This is a genomic window from Mesorhizobium sp. HAY1-8B, from assembly GCF_056868045.1.
In genome coordinates this window covers 1487789-1507300 of the sequence record NZ_CP200321.1, presented here as the reverse complement: position 1 = coordinate 1507300, position 19512 = coordinate 1487789, and the positions used below count along the sequence as shown (strand labels likewise).

The window sequence follows — 19512 nt, the reverse complement described above, 5'->3', positions numbered from 1 at the left end:
CAGTTGAAAACAGACATGTTCGAAGCCTTTAGCAGCGGCCGCTTTTCCGGCCGCTCTCGGCTCGTGGCCAGCTGCCTTGCGGCGTCGCTCGCTTTTCTTCCCCGGATCGCCGCGGCCGAGGAATACCATCTCGGCTCGCAGGACAAGCTCACCATCCGCATCGCCGAATGGCAGACCGTGGAAGGCACGTTCCGCGACTGGTCGGCGGTGAACGGCGAATACACGGTCGGCCCGGGCGGAACGCTGTCGGTGCCTTTTGTCGGCGAGTTGCCGGCGGCCGGCAAGACCACGGCGGAAGTCGCTGCGGCAATCGGCGAGGCGCTGCAGCACAAGCTCGCCCTGTCGGACAAGCCCGAAGCCTCGGTCGAAATGGCGCAATTCCGGCCATTCTACATTTCGGGTGAAGTGCAGAATCCCGGCCAATTCCCCTATGTGCCCGATCTGACGGTGCTGAAAGCACTCAGCGTCGCCGGCGGCATCAGGCGCAATACCGACTACGGTCCCCAGCTCGGCAAGGACCTGGTCACCGCCAAGGGCAATTTCGATATTTCCGACGACCAGCGCGTGCGGCTGCTCGTCAGGCGCGCCCGCATCGATGCCGATCTGGCCGGCAAGACGAGCTTCGAAGCGCCGAAGGAGGTCGAGGGCGACCCAAGGCTGCCGACCATCGTCAATGACGAGATGACGATCCTGACCGCCGACCAGAAGGCGCTGAAGCTGAAGCTTGAGGCGCTCGACGATCTCAAGGGTGTCCTGCAGGCCGAAATCGAATCGCTCCAGAAGAAGATCGCCAACCAGCAGAAGCAGGTCGACCTGGCGCAGCAGCAGCTCGCCAGCATCGGTCCGCTGGCGCAGAAGGGCCTGGTCGCCAATGCGCGGCTTCTGGATTCGCAGCAGTCCGTTACCGACCTGCAGGGCAAGATCCTCGACTACGAGACGGCCATCCTCACCGCCAAGCAGGCGATCAGCAAGGCGACGCAGGACGCCATCGATGCCCAGAACACGTTGAGCTCGAGCCTCGCCGCCGACCGGCAGCAGACCGAAGCCGACCTGAACGAGGCCGCGTTGAAGGTGAATATGCAGAGAGGCCTGATAGCCCAGGCCAGCGATCCCGCGACGACGGCCGCCATCACCAACGACCAGCAGCCTACCCTGCTCTATTCGCTGGTGCGCAATGTCGACGGCAAGACCAGCGAAATCGCCGCCAAGGAAGACACGCTGGTGCTGCCCGGCGATGTGATCAAGGTCAAGCTGGCGCCGCTGGCCAGCCAGTAAGACCCGGGACTTCGGCGCCATCAAGCGCTTCGATCCGTATTCAGGGAATTCCCACCTCCGCCAGGCCCGCCTGGTGGAGGTTTTTATTGACGCGATTTTCGGGCCGCCAAACGATTGGAGCGTTTCGCGGAAATGGCGAACCGCTCTATCTCCTTGTTTTAACGCAACTCCCAAGAGAAAACGCTACGCGCTTTTCCCGGGCAACCGCTCATACTTTTTCTGGAATCGCTCCAGTTCACGATGCGTCGGCGGCCGGACGACCGACATGGCGGGGCCAGGCTGGCTCGCCCCGTGCCGCATCCGCCGGCTCGAAAGCCGGCGACCACCGCGTGCGGGTGACAGGCAGCCGGGCCAGCTTGAAGTAGCTGAAATACATCAGGAAGGAGCCCATGATGTAGGGATTGAGGATCTCGACCTCGACGAAGGAGCGGATAAGCAGCAGCACCATCACGCCGAAGAGAACCACCGATTCCGACTGCCATGCCTTGAAGATCACCGTCGAGACGTGGCCGTAAAGCGTGCGCAGCATGATCAGCGATACCATCGCCGCTCCGGTGAAGCCGAGCTCGACAAGCGCCTCGACATAGGTGTTGTGGAAATGGAAGCCGGTGCGGGTGGTGATGTAGAATTCGTTCCACAGCCGCTCGGCCTCGGCAAAACCCTGCACCCAATAGGCGGCATAACCGACGCCGAGGATCGGCGAGCGCTGCGCGGCGTTCCAGCCCTGCTCCCACAGATAGGTCCGCCCGGTGAGGGTCGAATCCTTGCCGAAAAGGCCAAGCACGAAGTCCATGAGCCCGAGATTGAGCGCAACGAAGGCCACCACGGCGATCAGGCCGGCGCCGACCAGGAAGATCACCCGGCGATAGCGCCGTGACAAAAGCTTGGTCATGGCAAGAAGCGCGATCAGCGCCAGGACCGCCGGTATCGAGGCCATCGAGGTGGCGGAATGCGAGACAACCAGCACATAGGCCGACAACAGCACGACGGGCACGGTCAGGATGAAGCTCAGCCGGCCACGCCGCAGGAAAGCAAGGAACACCACGGAGAAATAGATGCCGAGGGAGCCGACAAAGCCGATCTGGTTCTTGGAGGCAAAGGCGCCGACGAAATTGTAGGTGCCATCAAGCACGTCCTCGGAATAGCCGCCCACCTTGAGCGAATAGAGGAGGACGAAGAATATCCCGATCAGCGCGCCCAGCGTCAGGGTCCGCACGCTGACGGTGCGCGCGGCGACATAGGCACAGGCGATGTGGGAAAGGTACTGGATCGCCGTCCTGGCGGTGATGCCGGGTGCCTGCGACCAGAAGACGGAGAAGCAGACATAGGCCGCGAACAGCAGCGGCAGCCACGCGCTGGACAGCTGCCGCAGGAAGCGCCGGTAGTCGACCAGAATGAGCGGAAGCCAGACGGCGTAGTAGGCCAGGACCAGCACCTGGCCGAAAATGACGGAATAGGAGAACGCCCAGATCGAGAGGGCAACGGCAAACGCGCCATAGACCGAGTTCTTCTCGGGATCGACCAGCAGGGACTTTGGAATCTTCATTTCAGAGTCCCGTCGATGCGACCCAAGTCCGGCAGGCCGCAAGCCGGCCGGCATATCCGCGAACAGGGGCGTGCAATAAACGGCATCTCCATTGTGCAGTGCAATATAACCTATCGCACCGCATGCTCAATGGCAAATCCGGTCACCTTGTCTTACATCGGCGCGAACGGGGAGAGGTCAGCCGGCACACAGCACGCTCGCGCCGATCAGGCGAGGAGAACGCTACCACAGGGCTCCGCCGGTGACCTGTATGTTTTCCATGGTGATGCCTCTGGCGAGATCCGAGCACAGGAATACCGCCAGAGCGGCTATCTCCTGCGGCTGCAGCATGCGCTGCTGCGGGTTGCCCCTGGCAATCTCGGCCATTGCTTCTTCGGCCGTCCGCCCCTTGCCCTCGCGCTCGACGACTTGCGCCACATTGCGTCGCATCAGTTCGGTCTCGACCCATGTCGGGCTGATCATGACGCAGGTGACGCCGTGCGCGGCCCCTTCCAAGGCCACGCAGCGGGTGAGGCCGAGAAGTCCGGCCTTGGAAGCGCAATAGGCGGGGTTATCCTTCCAGCCGACGGAAGCGGCGGTCGAGCCGATGTTGACGATGCGCCCCCAGCCGCGCTCGATCATGCCGGGAAGCACGGCGCGGGTAGCGCGGAAGGCGCCGGTCAGGTTGGTGTCGACGATCTTGTCCCACAGCGCATCGGAATGGCCGCAGACCGGCTGCTCGGTGGTGGTGCCGGCGGCGTTGACCAGTATGTCGGCAGGGCCGATGGCGGCTTCGGCTTCGGCCACGAAACGGTTGGTGATCTCACTGTCGCGGACATCGAGATGAGCGGCCCGAACCCTGGTGCCATGGGCTGACAGGGCCGATCGCACGCGCTCAATTTCGTCGGCGCCCGGATAATAGGCGGCATCGGATCTGTCGGTGTCCGCAGGCGCGATATAGGAGCCGACGGCAACATTGGCGCCGGCTTGCGCCAAGGCCGTCGCAATGGCGAAACCCATGCCCGAAAACCCGCCGGTGACGATCGCGCCGCGGCCGGAAAGGTCTGTCATCGCGTGGTTCTCCGTTGGTTTGGGCAGGCAATCAGGTCCGGGAGTATTTGTCGACGCGGTTCGCGGCTTCACCCCCTCAAAGAGGCTTGCCCAGCCATTCGCGATAGAAGCCTTCAAGATCCGGTTCGAAATCGTGCACGATGGGATAGCCGGGTGCCGCCGCTTCGACCTCGTGCATGGTGCCGCACTCAGGGCAGATGAATTCGCGAATCTCCATCCATTGCGGATCGGGGATATCGCTGTTGGGATAGATTTCGCGCAGCGATTCCTCGGTGTTGCGCACGATGATCGAAGCCTTCAGCTTCCAGTTCTTGCGATAGTCGCCAAAGGAATGGCCGCATTCGCAGCGTGTCACCCTCTCGTCGCCGCTCTGGCAGATGAAGAGATGATCCGAGACCGGCAACAGGATCGGATCCTTCCAGCCGACGCGGTCCTGCAGCACCGCGACATATTTGAAGAAGCGGTCGTCGTCCTTGTAGGCGCTCATGACGCGGCGCGTCTGCGGCCAGGGCAGCGTGCCCGCGACCAGATCGGCGATGACTTCCTTGCTGTACGAGGTCATGGCTTTGCTCCCGGCATGAAGATCGATTTGGCGTCGACGTTCCAGAAATCGCTGAATTCCCTGGTGAAGCGCGACGACAGCTTGATCGCGCTGGCATACATTTTCTTCACCTCCGGTGCGAAGTCGGCCTTTTCGACACGGCCGCGTTCGGTCGCGATCCATTCCGAGACCGGCCTTGCCTGCGCCAGCCGCCTGGCGCGCATCTCGGCGCGATGACGCTTGGTGGCCTCGAGATTGGCGACGGGATAGCCGTCCTCATCCTCATCCAGCATGATGCCGAAGATGCCCTCGGCCGCTTCCTTGGTCAGATAGCCGTTCTCGACATCCATCGCCGTCTTGATCGGGTCGCGCTCCAGCACGTCGCCATAACCGCCGCCACCATTGTAGGAATGGGTGAAGACGTCGCCGGTCTTGTGCGGGGCAGTGATATAGGGCCCTTCCATCGTCACGTGCTCGCCCTGCAGCCGTACTTCGAGTTCGGAGCGATGCGGGTTGGTGCCGGTGTGGTGCGCCAACGGCGCCCGTTTTTCGGCGAGTTCGAAGATGTTTGAATCGCGTACCGCGCGATGCTTCTGGCAGGTCGGCGCCGGATAGCCGCCGCACATGCCGCCATTGTCGAACACACGGGAGGAATGCTCCGATGTGACCAGCCTGAGATGGTCGGTCTTCGAGACCAGCCATGTCGACAGGAAGGAGCAGCCGCCGCGATATTTGCCGGCGCCGCCGGAATTGGGAACGATCGAGCGGCCTATATAGACCATCGGCATGCTCTGTTCCCAAATCTCGATGTTTCCCATGTCGGATTCAGGGTTCCAGCCGACATAGGCCGTGTCCAGCCCATCCTTGATCGCCAGCGCGCCGGAACCGGCGGCAGCACATTCGAAATGCGCCATGCCGAACAGCTTGCCGTACTGGCTGGTGCCGCCCATCTCGATCATCGGGCTGTTGACCTGGCCGACGAAGGCCTCCTCGACAAAACCGCGGCCGATGAAGGAGCGCGACAAAAGCCGCTGGAACACGCCATAGGCAGGAAGCAGCAGGGCCCATGAGGTGGCGGTCGCAACCATCTCGTTGTCGGGGTTGGTCCAGGTGCCGTGCGGCAGTTTCAGTTCGGTCGCCATCCAGGCGCCGTCATTAACCAGGCCTTCGAAATTCATGTGCTGGGTGAGCGTCACGAACATGCCGCCATCCATTCCGGCCGGCGTGCAGTTCATCGAATGGTAACCCCAGGGCTGCGTGCCTTCGAAGTCCATGATGATCTTGCCGTCGGTGGTGATCTCCATCTCGATCGGTATGTTGTAGAGCCAGTCGGGATCGCCGAGCGGCTGGTAGCCCGGCTTGCCCTTGGTGACGTGGCCGTAGAAGGTGTGGCCGCGATAGATGCCGGGCACTGTCAGCTGGCGCGTGCGGGCGAGCTGCGCGCGGCGGCCTTCCTCGATGAACTCCTTCGACACCTGCATCCAGTAGTCGAGGCCGATCTCGTCGATCAGCGTCTTGACGCTTTCGCGCATGTCGATGCAAGAGGCGACCTTGGCCTTCTCGTCGAGCACCCAGTAGATCGGCATGCGCAAATTGCGCTCGCAACGGATGACATAGTCGCGGCGGATCTCGTCGTTCTCGCCGACCTTTTCGGCGCAGACGAAAAGACCCTCGGTGAAGCGCTCCTGCGCCAGTGCCACGTCGCCGCCGGGCGTGATGCCGCCAGCCTCGAGTTCGTGGCAGACCGCGCCGGCCCAGCCAACCAGCTTGCCCGAATGGAAGATCGGCACAACGTCCATCACGTCGGGCACCTGCACCGTACCGATGAAGGCATCGTTGTTGGCGAAGATATCACCGTCGCGGATGCAAGGGTTCTCTTCGTAGCCGTTGCGGATCATCCATTTGATGAAGCGGCTCATCGTGTGCACATGCACCATGATGCCGTTGGAGAGCGCGATCGCATCGCCTTCCGGCGTGTAGATGGCGACGACCATTTCACCGACTTCACGCACGCCGGGCGAGGCGGAGATGCGACGGGCCATCTCGCGTGCCGAGACGCAGTAGGCGCGCAGCTTGGTGTGCAATGTTTCGAACTTCAGCGGGTCCTGGTTGCGCAGTTCGAGCTCGGTGATGCCGTCATAGCAGCCGGTCTCTTCCATGAGTCGTTCGGATTCGATCAGCCTTTCGCGGATGCGGAGCGCGGAGGCGGGTTTGTCCAGCATGGCGTTCGCCCTTCTCAAGCGTGGGTGTAGTGCAGCAGCGTCCATTCATCGACATGGACACGGTCTTGCGGGTGAACGACCAGCGTTGTCGCCGGGTGTTCGATGATGGCCGGGCCGATGACCTCGTGGCCGGGCCGCAGAAGGTCCATCTCGTAGAGATTGGCCTTGTGCCAACGTCCGCCAATATAGGCATCGCGAACGCCCTTGTGGGCGGACGCCGGATCCGACTTGCCTAGCGGGCGCTTGAGCAGCACCGGCTTGACCTTGTCGGCGGTGGCGATGAGGCCGAGTTCGGTGATGGAGAAACCGGCTTCGCCATAGCGCGAGACGCGATGGTTGACCTTGGCGTAGACCGCCTCGAACTCGTCGATGACCCTGCGCATGTCGTCGGCCGATTGGATGGCCGACAGCGGCGCCATCACCTCGACGTCCTCGAGCTGGCCGGTGTAGCGCATCATCAGGAACGGCACGGTCCTGATCTTGTCGCGCGCATGGCCGTCCTCGATCATCTCGTCGACCGCCGCCTTGGTGAGGTCGTCCCAGACATTGGTGACCTTCTTGCCGAAGGCGGGCAGTTCGTCATCGCTGGCGCGTGCGCCGATGTCGTGCTGCGTCGACACAGAATGTCGACGCATGAAATCGGCGGTGGTGCAGCCAAAGGCCGAGAAGGCGGCGGCAAACTGGAAGGTGATGATGTCCTTGAAGCCGATGCCCCTGGAGCAGCCGGCCAGATGCAGCGGACCTGAGCCGCCATAGGACAGCAGCGTGAATTCCGAGGGATGGATGCCTTGGCCGGAGATGACGCGGCGCAACGCATTGTTGGCGTCGGCCTCCAGCATGTCGATCATGCCTTCGGCGGCCTCCTCTACACCGACGCCAAGCAGGCGTGAGCACTTTTCCTCGAAGGCCGCCCTGGCCTTCTCGACCTGCAGCACGACCTTGCCGCCGAGGAAATAGTGCGGGTTGAGGCGGCCGAGTATGGCGTCGCAATCGGCGATGGTCGGCTCCGTGCCACCCTTGGCGAAGCAGATCGGGCCGGGGTCGGAGCCGGCGCTTTCCGGCCCGAGCGAGACTTTCCTGGTCAGCGGGTCGACCTTCAGGATCATGCCCGCACCGGCGCCGATCGTATCGAGATGCAGCGTCGGGACATTGAGCTTGAAGCGGTCCATCAGCGGCTCGTTCTCGATCCGGGTCTGGCCGCGGGTGATGACCCCCATGTCGAAGGAGGTGCCGCCCATATCCGAGCAGATCAGCGAATCATTGCCGATCAGCTTGCCGACATAGGCCGCGCCGAGGATGCCGCCGATCGGGCCGGAGATCATGGTCTCGTGCAGGCGCGGGTGGTTGGTGGAGGTCAGACCGCCGAAGGAGAGCAGCGTCTGCACGCCGTATTTGAAGCCGTATTTCTTCGCGACGTCCTCGATGCCCTTGAGCTGCTTGCGGCCGCGCGAGGTGGCATAGGCCTCGATCAGCACCGAGTTCAGCCGCGACTGTTCGCGGATGACCGGGCGGACCTCATGGCTGGTGTAGACGCGGATATCGGCGCCGGCGGCAGTGACCTCCTCGCGGCAGATCTCGGCGATGCGCTTCTCGTGCACCGGATTGACGTGCGAGAAGATCGTCATGATGCAGATGCCCTCGACCTTGTCGGCGATGAGCTTCCTGGCGGCGGCAACGACCTCATGTTCGTAGAGCGGCAGGATGATGTCGCCGAACTGGTCGATGCGTTCGGTGACGCCATGGGTGCGGCGGCGCGGCACAAGCGGATCCGGGTGCTGGTGCGTCACCGCATGGAGGCGGTCGGCATAGGAATAGTCGGCCCAGGCCTGCAGGCCGCGGCCCATCAGGATCATGTCCTCGAGGCCCTTGGTGGTGATCAGGCCAAGCCGGCGGCCGGTGCGCGACAACAGCGTGTTGAGCATGCCGGTGCCGGAATAGAGCACCACGTTCACGCCCGAAAACAGCTGTTCCAGCGAGATGCCCCAGGCGTCGGCCGCATCCTCCGCCGAAGCGAGGAAACCCTCGGCCTCGTTCTTCGGCGTGGTCGCCGACTTTCCGATCTTGAAGTGGCCGTCCTGATCGACAAGGATGGTGTCGGTCATGGTGCCGCCGGCGTCGATGCCGATGACGATGGGGTTGGTAGTGATCTGGTCCACGGGTCGCCTTCCCTCTTCGAGAATGACCGCAGGCTAGATTCGATCGCGCGGATCGCGCCATATGCCTAAAGGCACAATGACGAGCGGGGGACTCGTCACCGACAAAGAGGCATGCGCATGGGCAATATCTGGGCGCCGCTCGCAAAGGCGATCGCCGCCACCGGCACGGACAAGCATGTCGACTGCCTGATCGATCTGATCGGCGCCGACATCGATCACGACCTTGTCACGGTGACGCGCTACTCGACGACCCAGACACCGGAATTCGTCAAGCACCGGCGCTTCTCCGACGAGATGGTCCAACGCTATCTCGCCAGCTACTACGTCTTCGACCCATTCTATGCCTCCTGGCGGCGCGAGCGCCGGTTGGGCATCATGCCGTTGAAGCGGCTTGCCGACGACGAAGCCAAGCGCGGCCAGTACATAGCCGGCTTCCTGACGCAGTCGGAGATCTGCGACGAGGTCGGCATCATGCTCGCCGATGGCGGCGACTGGTGCCTCGGCATCTTCCTCGACCGGTCGACCAGCGCGTTCAAGGAGAGCGAGATCGCCCTTCTGGATGAGCGGCTGCCGGTGTTCGAGGCGCTGCACGCGCTCGACATCAAGGCGCGCGGACGAGAGTTTCTTCGCACGTCGGCGCCAACCGGTCCGGGCGCCTCACCCCGGCAGGAGCCGACCATCCCGACGGGGCTGTGGCCGGAACTGTCGCTGCGCGAACGCGAGCTGGTGCAGCTCATCCTCGCCGGCCATCCGACGGCCAACATCGCCGAGCGCCTCGGCATCACCGTCGGCACCGTCAAGAACCACCGCCGGCGCATCTATGAAAAGCTCGACATCACCACCGAGCGGGAATTGTTCCTGCAGTTTTTCCAGCACCGGGCCGACCGGTAGCTAGCCTCTAATGTCTGCGCCACGTGGCCTTTCAGTGCCGCCGAAACGATCCGATCACGCGCCTCAAAATTCCACTTGCGGAACCGCGCCGTCCCGGCTTAGTCTCGGCTTTGCGCAGAAAATGAAATTTAATTCCATTTACCTGCCGAACCCGCAAGCCAGTGTCGTGGCGAGAAAATCGCCTGACACAATCGACTGAGACAATATTTGATATATCATCTACCGAAACGGAACTAGCCTAAATGGTTCAGCAGACAGCGATCCAGCCATCGGCGCCCTGGTTGCGGCTCGACGTCGACGAGTCCGACTGGAACGCCGCCGAGGTGCCGAACCTGGTGCGCTGGTATCACCAGATGCTGCTCATCCGCCGTTTCGAGGAAAAGGTGCTCGACCTTGCCAATGCCGGGCTGGTGCATGGGCCCGCGCACGCCAGTATAGGACAGGAGGCGACGGCGGTCGGCGCGATGTCGATGCTTGGCACCGGCGACCGCATCAACGGTACGCATCGCGCGCACCATCAGGTGCTGGCCAAGCTCGTCAACGCGCAGACACCGGCTGGGTTCAACCCACTGCATGACGCTTTCAGTGCGGACATGCAGGGGTCCGTGCGGGGCCTGATGGCCGAGATCATGGGGCTCAACGCAGGTTACTGCGGCGGCCGCGGCGGCTCGATGCATATGCGCGACGATGCTTCCGGCATTCCCGGCACCAGCGCCATCATCGGCGGCAACCTGCCACACGCGGCGGGCTATGCGCTGGCCGACAAGCTGCTTGGCACCGGCAACATTTCGGTCGCCTTCTTCGGCGACGGAACGATGATGGCCGGACCGGCCTATGAGGCGATGAACATCGCCGCGCTCTACCGGCTGCCGGTAATCTTCTTCGCCGAGAACAACTTTTATGCCGTCTCCACCCATGTCAACGAACAGACGCGCGAGACGCGGCTGGCGTCACGTGGTCCGATGCTGGGCTTTCGCGGCATCGAATGCGACGGCATGGATGTGGTGGCGGTCCATCACGCCATGCGCGAGGCGCGCCGGGCGATCGAGGAAGACGGCGGGCCGGTGCTGGTCGAGGCGCTCTGCTACCGCTTCCTGCACCAGAGCGGTGCACGGCCGGGCAGCGAGTTCGGCTATCGCACACGCGCCGAGGAGGACGTCTGGAAGGCGCGCGACCCGCTCACCACGATGGCCGCGCGGCTGAAGACGATGGGCATTCTCAATGCCTCCGACCTCGCTACACTCGACCAGCGCGTCATGGAGGTGGTCAACACCGCCGCCGACTCGCTGACCGAAATGAGCGGCAATGCGTTGCGCATTCCCGACCATCTGTGGCCAAGCCCTGATGAAGTCGACAACCAGATCCGCGGCGACCTTTCGGAACTCAGGAACGAACGCTTCCTGGAGATGGAGGACGTGCCGCCGGCCGGGACCAGGCCGGTCAAGTTCATGGTTGCCGCATCGGAAGTGATCGCGCGCGCCATGGAGCAGGACCCGCGCATCATCATCATGGGTGAGGATGTGCACCGGCTGCGCGGCGGCGTCTCGGGCGCCACCAAGGGCGCGCTGGAGCGCTGGCCGGAGCGCGTGCTGGCGATGCCGATCGCCGAGAACGGTTTCGTCGGCGTGGCGCTGGGCGCGGCCCTGTGCGGCCTGCGGCCGATCGTCGAGATCATGTTCGGCGACTTCTGCCTGGTCGCCGCCGACCAGCTTTTCAATGCGGTCAGCAAGGTGCGGCACATGTTCGGCGGCGGCTTCCCGGTGCCGATCGTGGTCAGGGTGCGCGTCTCGCCGCACACCGGTTACGGCTCGCAGCATTCGGGCGATCCGTCCGGCCTGTTCGCCCTCTATCCCGGTTGGCGCATCGTCGCGCCGACGACGCCCTTCGACTATGTCGGCCTGATGAATTCGGCGCTGAAATGCGACGACCCGGTCGTCGTCATCGAGCATGTCGAACTGTTCCCGAGCGAGGGGCCCGTTCCAACCGATGACCGAGACTATTGCGTGCATCTCGGCAAGGCGAAAGTCGTCAGGCCAGGCAGTGCCTGCACCTTGCTCACCTCGGCCAGCATGGTGTCCGTTGCAAGGCAGGTGGCCGAGGAGACCGGCGTCGATGCCGAGATCATCGACCTGCGCAGCCTCGACCCGACCGGGCTCGACTGGCAACTGGTGGAAGCCTCCATCCGCAAGACCAACCGCGTCGCCGTCGTCGAGCAGGTACAGCGCGGACTGTCGCTCGGCGGACGGCTGACACAGGAGATTCAGGACCGCGTGTTCGACTATCTCGACCACGAGGTGCTGCATGTGACGGGCAGCCTTTCGGCTCCCGTCGTATCGGCCCCGCTCAACCGGGCCGCACTGGGCGGCGCTGACAAGCTCAAGGCCGCTCTTCGATCCCTCACCGGCGTGAGCGGGTAGAGCTGATGCATTGCCACAAAGATCCGACAAGAAAATGGGAGAACTGACATGAACATCCTACCGAGAACTAAGACCAGGGCGACGATGCTGGCGGCCGTGCTTATGGCCACCAGCGCCTTCTGGGCGCCGTCGACCTTCGCTCAGGACGAGAAGCCGCTGGTCATCGCGCGCAACATCGACCTCAACTCGCTCGATCCGCACCGCGCCTTCTGCGACACCTGCCAGATCTACAATTCCAGCGTCTATGAATCCCTGCTGACGCTGGACAAGGACAACAAGCTGGTCCCACTCTTGGCTTCCAAGTGGGAAGGCAATGCCGACCAGACCAGCTTCACCTTCACGCTCGACCCGGCCGCCAAATTCTCGGACGGTTCGCCGGTCGAAGCCAAGGACGTGAAATGGTCGTGGGAGCGGCTGAAGAACCTCAAGGGCAGCGCTTCGTTCCTGATGGACAATGTCGCCTCGATCGAGACACCGGACGCACACACGGTCGTCGTCAAGATGGTCGCGCCGAGCTCGGAATTCCTCAATATCGCGGCGGCGCCCTATACGGCTGTCGTCAACAGCAAGGTTGCTACCGAGGCCGGCGCCAAGGCCGGTGCGGACGCCTCGACCACGGACAATGCCGAGGCCTGGTTCCTGGCGCATTCGGCCGGCAGCGCGCCGTTCGTGCTGAAATCCTATGAGCCGAACTCGGAAGTGCGCCTGGTGCGCAACGACAAGTACTGGCGCAAGGCGCCGGCGCTGAGCGAAGTCGTCATCCGCCAGACCAAGGACGCGGTGGCGCAGGCGCAGATGCTGCAGAGCGGCACCGCCGACATCGCCATGCAGATCGACCCGGATACCGCCAAGACGATGACGGGCAGCGACGTCAAGATCGAGACCGTGCCGTCCTACAACTTCATCTATGTCGCGCTGTCGCCCGGCGCCAAGGCCAACAAGGTGCCGTTGACGCCCGAGGTGCGCGAGGCGATCTCGCTTGCGCTTGACCGCCCGAGCATCCTCGACTTCACCATCGGCTCCGAAGGTCAGCTGATCAGTGCACCGATCCCGCTCGGCTTCCCCGGCGGTTCGGGCTTCGAGGCACAGCCCTATGATCTGGACAAGGCAAAGGAACTGCTGGCCAAGGCCGGCCATGCCGACGGCTTCGAGATGGAAGCGGCGTTCCCGGGCATGAACGTCTATGGCGTCGACCTGTCGCTCCTGATGCAAAAGATCCAGCAGGACCTGGCCAAGGTCAACATCAAGCTCGATCTGCAGCCGATCCCCTTCGCCAACTGGCGCGAACGCATCAATGGCGACGGCATCCCGATGACCGCGGTGTTCTACGCGCCGGACTATTACGGCACCTCGCAGTACATCGAGTATTTCGCCATGACCAAGGGTAGCCCGTGGGCGCGGCGCGCCGGCGCGGAACGCGAGCCTTCGGTGCTCAACCCGAAGGAGTCCGAGCTCTACAAGGCGGCGCTCGCCGCGAGCGGCGACGAGGCCGCCAAGCTCTGGCATCAAGCCGGCGAGGAGATGATCAAGGACAGGGTCATCCTGCCGCTGGTCAGCCCGAACCTGATCCTGGCCTACAAGTCCGACGTCAAGGGCGTGCGCTACAGCGCCTGCTGCAACCTGCCGCTGGCCGAACTCAGCCACTGAACGAAAAGATGACGGGGAGGCGCAAGGCCGCCTCCCCGTTTCTCCCTCTGGAAGATCGGAAATCCTGTTCTTCCAGCACATAGAATTAATATATGATATATCAATGAGCGGAGACAAACCATGCCTTCCCTGATCAACTCCAAGGACCAGATGCTGCGCGAGCGCGCGGCGTCGGTCATTCCGGGCGGCATGTGGGGGCACATGTCCACGCGCTATCTCGGCTCCGCCTATCCGCAATTCTTCGAGCGCGCCGACGGCTGCAGGGTCTGGGATGTCGACGGGCGCCAATACATCGACCTGATGTGCAGCTGGGGTCCCAACATCCTCGGCCATCACCATCGCGCGGTCGAGGAAGCGGCGGCGCGGCAGCGCAGCCTGGGTGACGCCATGAACGGCCCGGGCGAAGTGCTGGTCGAACTCGCCGAACTGCTGGTCAAGACTGTGGCGCATGCCGACTGGGCGATGCTGCAGAAGAACGGCACCGACGCCACCACGGCCTGCGTGACCATAGCGCGAGCGGGCACCGGCCGGCGCAAGGTACTGGTGGCGCGCGGCTCCTATCACGGCGCGGTGCCATGGTGCACGCCCTCGCTCGCCGGCGTCACCGCCGAGGATCGCGCCCATCTGATCCATTTCGACTACAATGACGTTGCCAGCCTGGAAGCCGCCGTCGAGCAGGCCGGCAATGATCTAGCCGCCGTCGTCGTCACCGCCTTCCGGCACGACATCGCCCGCGACCAGGAACTGCCGACCGCCGCCTTTGCCAAGCGCGCACGCGAACTCACCTCTGCCGCCGACGCGGCGCTGATCGTCGATGATGTCAGGGCCGGGTTCCGCATCGATCTCGCCGGCAGCTGGGAGCCCCTCGGCGTGCGGCCGGACCTTTCCGCCTTCTCGAAGGCTATCGCCAATGGCTATCCGCTGGCCGCCATCACCGGCACGGACCGGTTCCGCGAGGCCGCGACGAAAGTCTATGTGACGGGCTCGTTCTGGTATGGCGCGGTCGCCATGGCCGCCGCGATCGCCACCATCAAGACGCTACGCGACACCAATGCGATCGCCAGCATGAATGCCGCCGGCGAGAGGTTGCGCTCCGGCCTCGACGCGGCCGCCAGGAAGCATGGCCTTTCGCTTCGCCAGACCGGGCCAGTGTCGATGCCGATGGTGCTGTTCGACGGCGATGCCGAATTCAGGAAGGCCGATGCCTTCTGTTCGGCCGCCTTGCGCGAAGGCGCCTATTTCCATCCCCGGCACAACATGTTCCTGAGCGCCGCGCACACCGCCGGGGACGTCGACCTTGCGCTTCAGGCCGCCGATGCCGGCATGGCCGCGGCTGCGCAGGTGGCGTGAGCCGGCGCCGATGCGTTTGGGGAGAAAGGATCGCTCAGCCGGCCGCCGAGACCAGGCGGCCGTTCTGCGCGGCGCGGCGCAGTTCCTCCGGCGTGACCGAACCGTCGTTCAGCCTTTCCAGAACCTTGACCAGCAGCCGGCCGCCTTCGATCATGTCTTGCTGGATGCCCTTGCGCACACCGTTCTCGTCGCGCGCGCGCAGCGCGTCGAGTATGTCGAGATGACGATGGCGGCCGTCATAGGTCGGCCTGGCGTTCGGGTACTGGTAATTGACCAGCGGGCCGTTGCGCAGCCAGATGCCCTCGATGATGGCGAGCAGCTCCGGCATGCCCGCCGCCTGGTAGATCGAGTGGTGGAATTCCCAGTTGTCGCGGACGGCCTCGAACCAGCGGCCATTGTCCTCGTCGTCGATCAGCCTCTCATGCACCGCCGTCAGACGGTCGATCTCGCGCGGTTCGATGCGCATCGTCGCCGCGGCACCGGCCATGCCTTCAAGATGCAGGCGAATGCTGCGCAGTTCCAGATATTGGGCGAGCGACAGCTGGGCGACGGTGATCGACCGGCCCGCCTCCATCTCCAGGCCCTTTTCACGGACCAGTTGCATCAACGCCTCGCGCACCGGCGTTTCGGAAACCTGAAGACTGGCGGCGAGGTCGCGGATCTTGAAGCGATGGCCGGGCCAGAAACGGCCTTCCATCATGGCGCGGCGCAGCTCTTCGTAGACGCGTGTCGTCAGATTGTCGCGCGCGATCGGCGCGATGGAAGCAGTCACATCCAGTCTCCGTCCTTGCAGGGGCGCAGGCGTCGCCTGAGTCGAGCGGGCCGTGTATATGATATCACAAGTCGCCTGACCATCGACGTCGGACACGCAAAAATGAGACGAAGCGCATGACCGCGTTGATGCCTTCCCTGTTGTTCGGCGCCATTGCCGACGATCTGACCGGCGGCACCGAACTGGCGTCGATGCTGGTGGCCAGGGGCATTCCGACCGGCTGTACGGTCGGGCTCGAAGCGGCGATCCCGTCGGGGAATCTTGCCCATGTGATCCTGCTGAAAACGCGCGTCATCGCCGCCGGCGACGCGGTGAGCCAGGTGCTCGAGGCCGCCGACCGGCTGGCCGAAGCGGGCGCGCGGCAGATCTTCTTCAAATATTGCGCCACCTTCGATTCCACGCCCGCCGGCAATATCGGCCCCTGCGCGGAAGCGCTGCTCGAACGGCTGGGCGGCGGCGCGACGCTGTTCACGCCGGCGTTGTGTGAAACCGGCCGCACGGTCTACCAGGGGCATATGTTCGGCGGTGCGCAATTGCTGGCCGAATCGCCCAAGCGCTTCGATCCGCTGACGCCGATGACCGATTCCAACCTGGTCCGTGTGCTGCAGGCGCAAAGCAAGGGCAAGGCAGGGCTGGTGCCCTGGCTCACCATCGATGCCGGCCCGGAAGCCATCCGCGACGCCGTGCGGGAGAAACGCGCGCGCGGCGAGACGCTGCTGGTCACCGACACGCTCCGCGAGCGCGACCTGGCGGCGATCGCGCAAGCCGCCTTCGACCTGCCGCTGATGACCGGCAATTCCTCGGTCGTGGCGCATCTGCCACCGGCCTGGATGGCACACGGGCTGCTGAACCGAGACGATCTCGTTGCGGCCAGCCTGCCGGCAGTCGATGGCCCGGCAGCGGTACTGGCCGGCAGTGTCGCCGATCGCACCATCGAACAGCTCGAACGCTTCGCGCAAAACAATCCGGTGTTGACGATCGATCTCGCCGAGGCCTTTGGCGGCAAGGACGTTGTCGCGGAAGCGCACGCCTTTGCGGGGCGGTATCTGCCCGGCGCGATGATCGCGATTGCCACAACCGCACCGCAAGCGACGGTCGAGACGTTGCAGCAGGCACATGGCCGTGACGTGGTGGCGGCGCGGGCGGAAGAGATACTGGCCGGGATTGCGCAAATCCTGGTTCGCGATTTCGGCGTGCGGCGCCTGGTCGTTGCCGGCGGCGAGACAGCCGGCTCGGTGGTCAAGGCGCTCGGCATCAGCCGGATCGCCATGGGTGCCTATGAGGGCCCCGGCCTGTCGCGCGCCATCGCCCACCTGCCCGGCATGCCCGACGATCCGCTGGCGCTGATGCTGAAATCCGGAAAGCTTGGCGGCCCCGACATTTTCGCCGATGTGTTGCAGGACATGACGCGGGCCACCACCATCGCGCCCGCGATCGACACATGGCCACCGGCAAAGCCAACCATCGAGCCAAGGACTGGAAAGACTTCGTGATGAATACCGAAACCGCACGCGCCAAACTGATCGCCGCGACCGAGACGCTGGACGCCAGCGGGATGAATGTCGGCACCACGGGCAATATCAGCGTGCGCACGGCAGGCGGCATGCTGATCACGCCGACGGGAATTGCCACGAGCGCGCTGCGGCCGGAGCAGATGGTGGCGATGCGGCTCGATGGATCCTGGGATGGCGCCTTCAAGCCGTCGAGCGAATGGGAGATGCATGCCGAGATCTACAAGGCTTTCCCGGAGGCCGGCGCCGTGGTGCACGCCCATCCCGACCATTGCGTGGCGCTGTCCTGCCTGCGCGAAGGACTGCCGCTGTTCCACTACATGGTGGCGGGTTTCGGCGGCGACGATGTGCGCTGTTCGGACTATGCGCTGTTTGCGTCAAGCGAACTGGCCAAGGTGGCTGTTGTTGCACTCAAGGACCGCAATGCCTGCCTGCTCGCCAATCACGGCATGATCGCCTTCGCCGGCGATCTCGACACGGCGCTGATCCGCACCATCAAGCTCGAAACCCTGGCGCGGCAATATCTTCTGGCGCGAAGCGCCGGCGCGCCCGTGCTGATCGAGGGCGGCGAGCTTGCTGCCATTCGTGGGCGCTACAAGACCTACGGCCAGCAGAAGTAATCGGTCTGGTCAGTCTCTTCGGCTCAACGCAATTCCGGACGGAAAACCGTTTCACACTTTTCCTGGAATTGCTCAGTCGACCTGCAGGTGCGAGACGAATTTGCTGTTGAGATAGCTCTCCAGCGCGTCGGCACCGCCTTCGGTGCCGTTGCCGGAATCGTTGATGCCGCCGAACGGCACCTCAGGCAGCGCCAGGCCATAATGGTTGATCGACACCATGCCGCTGGCAATGCCCGACGACATCTTCGCGGCACTCGCCGCCGAGCGGGTGAAGCCATAGGCGGCGAGCCCATAATTCAGCCGGTTGGCTTCGGCCAGAGCCTCGTCCAGCCCGCTCACCGGCGTCATCAGCGCCAGCGGGCCGAACGGTTCCTCGTTCATGGCGCGGGCGTCGGTGCCGACGCCAGACAGGATGGTCGGCTCGAAGAAATAGCCGGAATTGCCGATGCGCTTGCCGCCCGTGACGAGCTCGGCGCCTTTCTGCACGGCGTCGTGGACCAGCTCTTCCATCGCCTGGACGCGGCGAGGATTGGCGAGCGGGCCCATGGTCGTGCCTTCGGCGAAGCCGTCGCCGACCTTGATCCGGCTTGTCGCCTCGGCGAAGCGGCCGACGAAATCATCATAGACGGCGTGATCGACGAGGAAGCGTGTCGGCGCGACGCAGATCTGGCCGGCATTGCGGAATTTCGACGCCACCATCGCGCGGGCGGCGCGGTCGAGATCAGCGTCGGGCAAGACGATGACCGGCGCGTGGCCGCCCAATTCCATCGTCGCGCGTTTCATATGCAGGCCGGCGAGCGACGCCAGTTGCTTGCCGACAGGCGTCGAACCGGTGAAGGAGATCTTGCGGATCACCGGATGAGGGATGAGATAGGCGGAGATTTCCGACGGCGTGCCGTAGACGAGGTTCAAGACACCATCGGGCAGGCCGGCATCGACAAAGGCGCGCACCAGTTCGGCGGGCGAAGCCGGCGTTTCTTCCGGTCCCTTGATGACGATCGAGCAACCGGCGGCAAGAGCGGCGGACAGTTTGCGCACCGCCTGGTTGAGCGGGAAATTCCACGGCGTGAAAGCGGCCACCGGGCCGACCGGCTCCTTGACCACCGACTGGCTGACGCCCTCTAGGCGTGCCGGCACGATGCGGCCATAGGCGCGGCGCGCTTCCTCGGCGAACCAGTCGATGATGTCGGCGGCAGCGAACGCTTCCATGCGCGATTCGGCAAGCGGCTTGCCCTGCTCCAGCGTCATCAGCGTGGCGACGTGTTCGTTGCGCTCACGCAGGATGTTGGCGGCCTTGCGCATCAGCTTGGAGCGGTCGAAGGGCGAGACGCGCCGCCAGGCGTCGAACCCCTTCGCGGCGGCGGCGAGCGCTTCATCCAGATCGTCGATGCCTGCATGGGCGAGCGAACCAAGCTCGGCCTCCGTCGCCGGATTGATCACGGGCATTGTGCGACCGTCGCGAGCCGGGCGCCACGAGCCGTCTATGTGGAGATGGATGTCAGGATACATGGCAG

At 64.1% G+C, this 19512-nt stretch carries 14 protein-coding genes; 7 read left to right on the top strand and 7 right to left on the bottom strand.

Annotation, left to right across the window (positions count from 1 at the left end; all coding sequences use genetic code 11):
* Nucleotides 1-15: 15 nt before the first annotated feature.
* A complete protein-coding gene (locus tag AC1VON_RS07415; protein WP_483121247.1) occupies nucleotides 16-1275 on the top strand; it encodes a polysaccharide biosynthesis/export family protein in 1260 nt (419 codons plus the stop codon).
* A 235-nt stretch (nucleotides 1276-1510) separates the two neighbouring features.
* On the opposite strand, the gene AC1VON_RS07410 is transcribed toward AC1VON_RS07415, so the two are convergent.
* The 5 genes from AC1VON_RS07410 to AC1VON_RS07390 all read right to left on the bottom strand — a co-directional run bounded on the left by AC1VON_RS07410 (nucleotide 1511) and on the right by AC1VON_RS07390 (nucleotide 8790).
* The gene (locus AC1VON_RS07410; protein ID WP_483121246.1) at nucleotides 1511-2821 is read right to left on the bottom strand and encodes an O-antigen ligase family protein; all 1311 of its coding nucleotides are present in this window, start codon (nucleotides 2819-2821) and stop codon (nucleotides 1511-1513) included.
* 222 nt (nucleotides 2822-3043) lie between these two features.
* Nucleotides 3044-3871: an SDR family NAD(P)-dependent oxidoreductase gene (locus tag AC1VON_RS07405; protein ID WP_483121244.1), complete on the bottom strand. Its 828-nt coding sequence runs from the start codon at nucleotides 3869-3871 to the stop codon at nucleotides 3044-3046.
* 76 nt (nucleotides 3872-3947) lie between these two features.
* On the bottom strand, nucleotides 3948-4433 hold the full coding sequence (locus tag AC1VON_RS07400) for an acetone carboxylase subunit gamma (protein ID WP_056569396.1): 486 nt from the start codon (nucleotides 4431-4433) through the stop codon (nucleotides 3948-3950).
* Nucleotides 4430-6634, bottom strand: coding sequence for a hydantoinase B/oxoprolinase family protein (locus AC1VON_RS07395; protein ID WP_483121242.1), 2205 nt, complete (start codon nucleotides 6632-6634; stop codon nucleotides 4430-4432). Before AC1VON_RS07395 ends, AC1VON_RS07400 begins: the two co-directional genes overlap by 4 nt.
* Nucleotides 6635-6648: 14 nt before the next feature.
* Complete coding sequence (locus AC1VON_RS07390; RefSeq protein ID WP_483121240.1) at nucleotides 6649-8790, bottom strand: hydantoinase/oxoprolinase family protein; 2142 nt, start codon at nucleotides 8788-8790, stop codon at nucleotides 6649-6651.
* 111 nt (nucleotides 8791-8901) lie between these two features.
* Here AC1VON_RS07390 and AC1VON_RS07385 point away from each other — a divergent pair, with 111 nt between their 5' ends.
* The 4 genes from AC1VON_RS07385 to AC1VON_RS07370 all read left to right on the top strand — a co-directional run bounded on the left by AC1VON_RS07385 (nucleotide 8902) and on the right by AC1VON_RS07370 (nucleotide 15095).
* Complete coding sequence (locus AC1VON_RS07385; RefSeq protein ID WP_483121238.1) at nucleotides 8902-9681, top strand: helix-turn-helix transcriptional regulator; 780 nt, start codon at nucleotides 8902-8904, stop codon at nucleotides 9679-9681.
* Between the two features lie 242 nt (nucleotides 9682-9923).
* Nucleotides 9924-12098 (top strand): alpha-ketoacid dehydrogenase subunit alpha/beta, encoded by a 2175-nt coding sequence (locus tag AC1VON_RS07380; protein WP_483121236.1) that lies wholly within the window; start codon nucleotides 9924-9926, stop codon nucleotides 12096-12098.
* Nucleotides 12099-12182: 84 nt separating this feature from the next.
* Nucleotides 12183-13745: an ABC transporter substrate-binding protein gene (locus tag AC1VON_RS07375; RefSeq protein ID WP_172352774.1), complete on the top strand. Its 1563-nt coding sequence runs from the start codon at nucleotides 12183-12185 to the stop codon at nucleotides 13743-13745.
* A gap of 120 nt (nucleotides 13746-13865) precedes the next feature.
* Complete coding sequence (locus AC1VON_RS07370) at nucleotides 13866-15095, top strand: aminotransferase class III-fold pyridoxal phosphate-dependent enzyme (protein ID WP_483121234.1); 1230 nt, start codon at nucleotides 13866-13868, stop codon at nucleotides 15093-15095.
* Between the two features lie 34 nt (nucleotides 15096-15129).
* On the opposite strand, the gene AC1VON_RS07365 is transcribed toward AC1VON_RS07370, so the two are convergent.
* Complete coding sequence (locus AC1VON_RS07365) at nucleotides 15130-15867, bottom strand: GntR family transcriptional regulator (RefSeq protein WP_172347257.1); 738 nt, start codon at nucleotides 15865-15867, stop codon at nucleotides 15130-15132.
* 116 nt (nucleotides 15868-15983) lie between these two features.
* Here AC1VON_RS07365 and otnK point away from each other — a divergent pair, with 116 nt between their 5' ends.
* Both otnK and AC1VON_RS07355 read left to right on the top strand, forming a co-directional pair.
* Nucleotides 15984-17360 carry a 3-oxo-tetronate kinase gene (gene otnK / locus AC1VON_RS07360; RefSeq protein ID WP_172347258.1) on the top strand — a complete coding sequence of 459 codons (1377 nt, stop codon included), beginning with the start codon at nucleotides 15984-15986 and terminating at the stop codon, nucleotides 17358-17360.
* Entirely contained in the window at nucleotides 17360-17998 is a 639-nt protein-coding gene (locus tag AC1VON_RS07355) for a class II aldolase/adducin family protein (RefSeq protein WP_172347259.1), read from the top strand. Before otnK ends, AC1VON_RS07355 begins: the two co-directional genes overlap by 1 nt.
* A 72-nt stretch (nucleotides 17999-18070) precedes the next feature.
* Here the strand turns inward: AC1VON_RS07355 and AC1VON_RS07350 are convergent, their stop codons facing one another.
* The gene (locus tag AC1VON_RS07350; RefSeq protein WP_172347260.1) at nucleotides 18071-19507 is read right to left on the bottom strand and encodes an NAD-dependent succinate-semialdehyde dehydrogenase; all 1437 of its coding nucleotides are present in this window, start codon (nucleotides 19505-19507) and stop codon (nucleotides 18071-18073) included.
* Nucleotides 19508-19512 lie beyond the last annotated feature (5 nt).

Excerpts from the sequence above, each read along its gene's own strand:
- AC1VON_RS07415 (WP_483121247.1), top strand. The coding sequence starts at position 16 with ATGTTCGAAGCCTTTAGCAGCGGCCGCTTTTCCGGCCGCTCTCGGCTC.
- AC1VON_RS07410 (WP_483121246.1), bottom strand. The coding sequence starts at position 2,821 with ATGAAGATTCCAAAGTCCCTGCTGGTCGATCCCGAGAAGAACTCGGTC.
- AC1VON_RS07405 (WP_483121244.1), bottom strand. The coding sequence starts at position 3,871 with ATGACAGACCTTTCCGGCCGCGGCGCGATCGTCACCGGCGGGTTTTCG.
- AC1VON_RS07400 (WP_056569396.1), bottom strand. The coding sequence starts at position 4,433 with ATGACCTCGTACAGCAAGGAAGTCATCGCCGATCTGGTCGCGGGCACG.
- AC1VON_RS07395 (WP_483121242.1), bottom strand. The coding sequence starts at position 6,634 with ATGCTGGACAAACCCGCCTCCGCGCTCCGCATCCGCGAAAGGCTGATC.
- AC1VON_RS07385 (WP_483121238.1), top strand. The coding sequence starts at position 8,902 with ATGCGCATGGGCAATATCTGGGCGCCGCTCGCAAAGGCGATCGCCGCC.
- AC1VON_RS07380 (WP_483121236.1), top strand. The coding sequence starts at position 9,924 with ATGGTTCAGCAGACAGCGATCCAGCCATCGGCGCCCTGGTTGCGGCTC.
- AC1VON_RS07375 (WP_172352774.1), top strand. The coding sequence starts at position 12,183 with ATGCTGGCGGCCGTGCTTATGGCCACCAGCGCCTTCTGGGCGCCGTCG.
- AC1VON_RS07370 (WP_483121234.1), top strand. The coding sequence starts at position 13,866 with ATGCCTTCCCTGATCAACTCCAAGGACCAGATGCTGCGCGAGCGCGCG.
- otnK (WP_172347258.1), top strand. The coding sequence starts at position 15,984 with ATGACCGCGTTGATGCCTTCCCTGTTGTTCGGCGCCATTGCCGACGAT.
- AC1VON_RS07355 (WP_172347259.1), top strand. The coding sequence starts at position 17,360 with ATGAATACCGAAACCGCACGCGCCAAACTGATCGCCGCGACCGAGACG.
- AC1VON_RS07350 (WP_172347260.1), bottom strand. The coding sequence starts at position 19,507 with ATGTATCCTGACATCCATCTCCACATAGACGGCTCGTGGCGCCCGGCT.